The following is a 3,918-nucleotide window of genomic DNA, read 5'->3' as shown; positions in this document are numbered from 1 at the left end:
GTGCGGGCTGTGGCGAGGTTCCTGCTGCGCCGGCTGGTCGTGGGCGCCGGGGTCCTGTGGGGCGCGGCGACGTTGGCCTTCGTGACGCTGCACGTCGTACCGGGTGATCCCGTCGACACTTTGATCGGGCCGACGTTCGGGATCTCGCCGCAGCTTCGGGAGCAGATCAACGAGACGTACGGGTTCCAGTCGCCGCTCGTCGTCCAGTACGGCACCTGGCTGCGCCGCCTGGTGACCGGCCATCTCGGCACCTCCTACCAGCTGCAGCGGCCGGTCGTGGAGGTGTTGTCCGGTCAGGTGTGGCCGACGGTGCAGCTGGCGCTCACAGCGTCCGCGCTCGCCGCGCTGCTGGCGATCGGGCTCGCGGTGTCGACCGCCGGCCGGGGCGGCACCACCCACCGGCTCGGCCGGATGCTGGCGACCAGCGCCGAGCTGCTCGTCGTGTCGAGCCCGACGTTCTGGATCGGCATCCTGCTCATCACCCTCTTCTCTGCGCACCTCGGCTGGTTTCCCAGCGCCGGCGCCACTGGCCCGTCCGGGCTGGTCCTCCCGGCGTCCGCGCTGGCCCTGCCGATCGCCGGGGTCCTCGCCCAGCCCAGGTGCTGCGGGAGGGACTTGACACCGCACTGGAGGCTCCGTTCGTCATCGCGGCGGTCCCCAGCTACGCGCGGGTTGTGCGGTCGCGTGCCCTCGTCGTCCGCCATGCCGGGTTTGTCGACGCCGGGGTGGCGCTCGGCCTGCCCCGACCGGTGATCGTGCTGCGCCACATCGTGCCGAACACGCTAGGACCGCTGCTCGTGCTGGCCACCGTCGGCATCGGGACGGCGATCATCTCCGGTTCGGCGCTGAGTTTCCTGGGCCTCGGTACGAAGCCGCCGGCCCCCGAGTGGGGGGCGATGCTCGCCGACGGCCGAGGCGTCATCGACACCGCCTGGTGGGTCGTGGTGTTCCCCGGGGCGGCGATCGCCGCCACTGTCGTCGCCGTGACCGTGCTCGGCCGCCATGCCCGCCTGCGGGTGGAGGGACGGACTCCGTGAACGACCAGCCGCAGGTCTCACCGCCGGCACCGCCGAACTCGGCACCGCTGGGGTCGGCGCCCCCTGGTTCGACACCTCTGAGCGCGCGGGGGGCGAAGGAGCCGTCCGCGACCCTGCTGACCGTCGACGGGCTGCGGGTCTCCTTCGGCCGGGGCGGTCGGGCCGTCGAGGTGGTGCGGGGAATCTCCTTCGATGTCGGTGTGGGGGAGTGTGTGGCCCTCGTGGGCGAGTCCGGATCGGGTAAGAGCGTGACCGCCCGCGCCCTCGTCGGACTCGCCGGAGCGGACGCGACGGTCCAGGCCCGGCGGCTGCGCCTGGGCGGGACCGACCTCATCGGGCTGCGGGACCGGGAATGGCGCGCCCTGCGTGGCCGCCGGATCGGCCTGGTGCTCCAGGACGCCCTCGGTTCCCTCGATCCGCTGCGGCGGGTCGAGCAGGAGGTCGACGAGGCGCTGCGGGCACAGGGCCCAGTCGCGCGGGCCGAACGTGGCCCCCGGATCGCGATGCTGCTGGCGCGGGCCGGTATTCCTGATCCACAGGTCCGTGCCCGGCAGTACCCGCACCAGCTCTCCGGCGGGTTGCGCCAGCGGGTGCTGATCGCCGCGGCGCTGGCCGGCACTCCGGACCTGCTCATCGCCGACGAGCCGACCACCGCTCTCGACGTCTTGGTCCAGGCCCGGATCCTCGATCTGCTTGCCGGTCTGCGCGAGAGCGGGATGGGACTGCTGCTCATCAGCCATGACCTGGCAGTCGTCGCCCGGCTCGCCGATCGGGTCGCCGTGCTGCGCGACGGAGTGATCCTGGAGAGTGGCCCGACCGAGCGGGTGCTGGGCGATCCCACACACGCCTATACCCGCGAGCTGCTTGCCGCCGTGCCCTCCGCGCGGACCAGGGGCAGCCGGCTGGCCGGACCCGTCGACGAAGCCGGGATCGCGGCGGCCGGGATCGCGGCGGCCGGGCTCGCGTCTGCCGGGCTCGACGCGGGCGGCTCGACCGGCGCCGAGATCCTTCTGCGGGCGACGGGACTGCGCAAGGCGTTCCGGACGGCGGACGGAGAGCGACGCGAGGTGGTCCGGGACGTCTCCTTCGCGCTGCGCCGCGGGGAGACCCTCGGGCTCGTCGGCGAGTCCGGTTCGGGGAAGACGACGCTCGCCCGGATCATGCTGGGTCTGACCGAACCCGACGCGGGTGAGGTGCTGCTCGGCGGCGTTCCCTGGGTCGGCCCGTCGGGTCCTGGGGGCGGCTGGGGCAGCTGGGTGCCGGAGCGTGACCGCCGACCACGCCGCCGGCAGATCCAGGCGATCTTCCAGGACCCGCTGGGGTCCTTCGACCCACGACTGACGGTGGGCCGGATCCTGACGCAGGCGCTGCGGGTGGGTGGGGTCGCGCGAACCGAGCGCCGCGACGCCGCCGTCCGACGGCTGGAACAGGTGGGGCTCTCCGCGCGGGAACTACGGCGCAGACCGGTCGAGCTGTCCGGCGGGCAGCGGCAGCGGGTGGCCATCGCCCGGGCGCTGTCCGTGGAACCGCAGGTGCTGATCTGCGACGAACCGGTGTCCGCGCTCGACGTGTCCATCCAGGCCCAGGTCCTGGACCTGCTCGTCGACCTGCGCCGGACCCACCGCCTGGCCATGGTCTTCGTCTCTCACGACCTCGGCGTCGTGCAGCACCTCAGCGACCGGGTCCTGGTGATGTACGACGGGCGGGTCGTCGAGTCCGGGGACGTGGAGACGGTCTTCACCGCCCCCCGGCACCCCTACACCGTACGGCTGCTCGCCGCGGTGCCCCGGCTCCCCGGACCGCCTACCCCCCAGCGGCTACCGGGCCGTCTCCGCAGGCCGGGACGCCCCTGGCCGACAGCGCCACAGCCGTACCGGCATCTGGGTGATGTGCCCGTCGGTGTCGAGGCGGTGCCGCGCGACCTCCCCGATCGCCCGAAAGTAGTCCTCCTGACGGTCCGCACCGACGAGCCGGCTGTAGTAGGTGCCAAAGGTCGCCGCGTGGAACCGCTGGTACTCCTCGCCGTTCGCGGCCCGCACGACCGCCGGGCGTTCGTCGACGCCGTCGATGTCGAAGTACGCGTCGAGCAGGGTCGCGGTGTCGTCCACGGACAGGGTGCGTACGGCGATCGGAATGATCCCGGCCGCCGCCAGCAGCCTGGGTACGTCCTCGGCCGCATGGCCCAGCCGGACCAGGGCCTGCCGGGCGAGGTCGTCGCTGCCACCGAACCCGTACTCGTCGTGCTCGGGATGGTGGGTGGTGAGCAGGAAGGCGCCGCCGGGCCGCAGTCGCGTGGAGATCCACCGCACCAGCTGCTCCTCGTCGGGGTGGATCCAGTGCAGGACCGAGGTGAGGGTGACCAGGTCGAACGCCGTGGGACCCGCATCGTCGGCCAGTTGCGGGGGCCGGCGCAGATCGGCCTGGACGAAGCGGAACCGTACCCGGGTCGCGTAGGGGGCGAGCTTGCGTCGAGCCTCGGCAAGCCGGGACTCCTCACGATCCAGGCCCAGGGCGTCGACGGCGTCGGGCAGGCGGTCGAGCGCCGCGGCGAGCAGGGAACCGATGCCGCAGCCGAGATCGGCGACGGACCGGGCGGTCGGATCGGCGAACTCGAGCACCCAGTCGGTGTCCTGAGCCTGCCGAAGCCGGCTGGCGTCGTCGTACCCGCCGAGTCGGGCCGCCTGTGCCGTGACGGTCTGCGTCATCTGTTTCTCCCCAGCCGAGGTATGCCAACCGATCCGACGTACTGACGGTCCGCCATCGTGCATCACGGGCTCGTGCCAAGTGCCGAGTTCCGTGCCCTGCGTTTTGAAATTAGGCATCGTGTTCGTGTGGGGTCAAGATAGCTTTCTGCGTCCATAGTCGACATCCTGTTAGGGGA

General features: G+C 72.4%; 1 protein-coding gene and 2 pseudogenes. 2 read left to right on the top strand and 1 reads right to left on the bottom strand.

The annotated features are described in order from the left end of the window. Positions 1–1,037 (top strand): annotated as a pseudogene (locus AC08OQ_RS11830) (ABC transporter permease). Next, positions 1,034–2,836 (top strand): annotated as a pseudogene (locus AC08OQ_RS11825) (dipeptide ABC transporter ATP-binding protein); the annotation flags it as partial. The pseudogenes AC08OQ_RS11830 and AC08OQ_RS11825, both read left to right, overlap by 4 nt. An 18-nt stretch (positions 2,837–2,854) precedes the next feature. Here the strand turns inward: AC08OQ_RS11825 and AC08OQ_RS11820 are convergent. After that, a complete protein-coding gene (locus tag AC08OQ_RS11820) occupies positions 2,855–3,742 on the bottom strand; it encodes a class I SAM-dependent methyltransferase (RefSeq protein ID WP_476601016.1) in 888 nt (295 codons plus the stop codon). Positions 3,743–3,918 lie beyond the last annotated feature (176 nt).

The organism is Frankia sp. CcCS3 (assembly GCF_977927575.1).
This window is presented reverse-complemented; position numbering and strand designations above follow the sequence as displayed.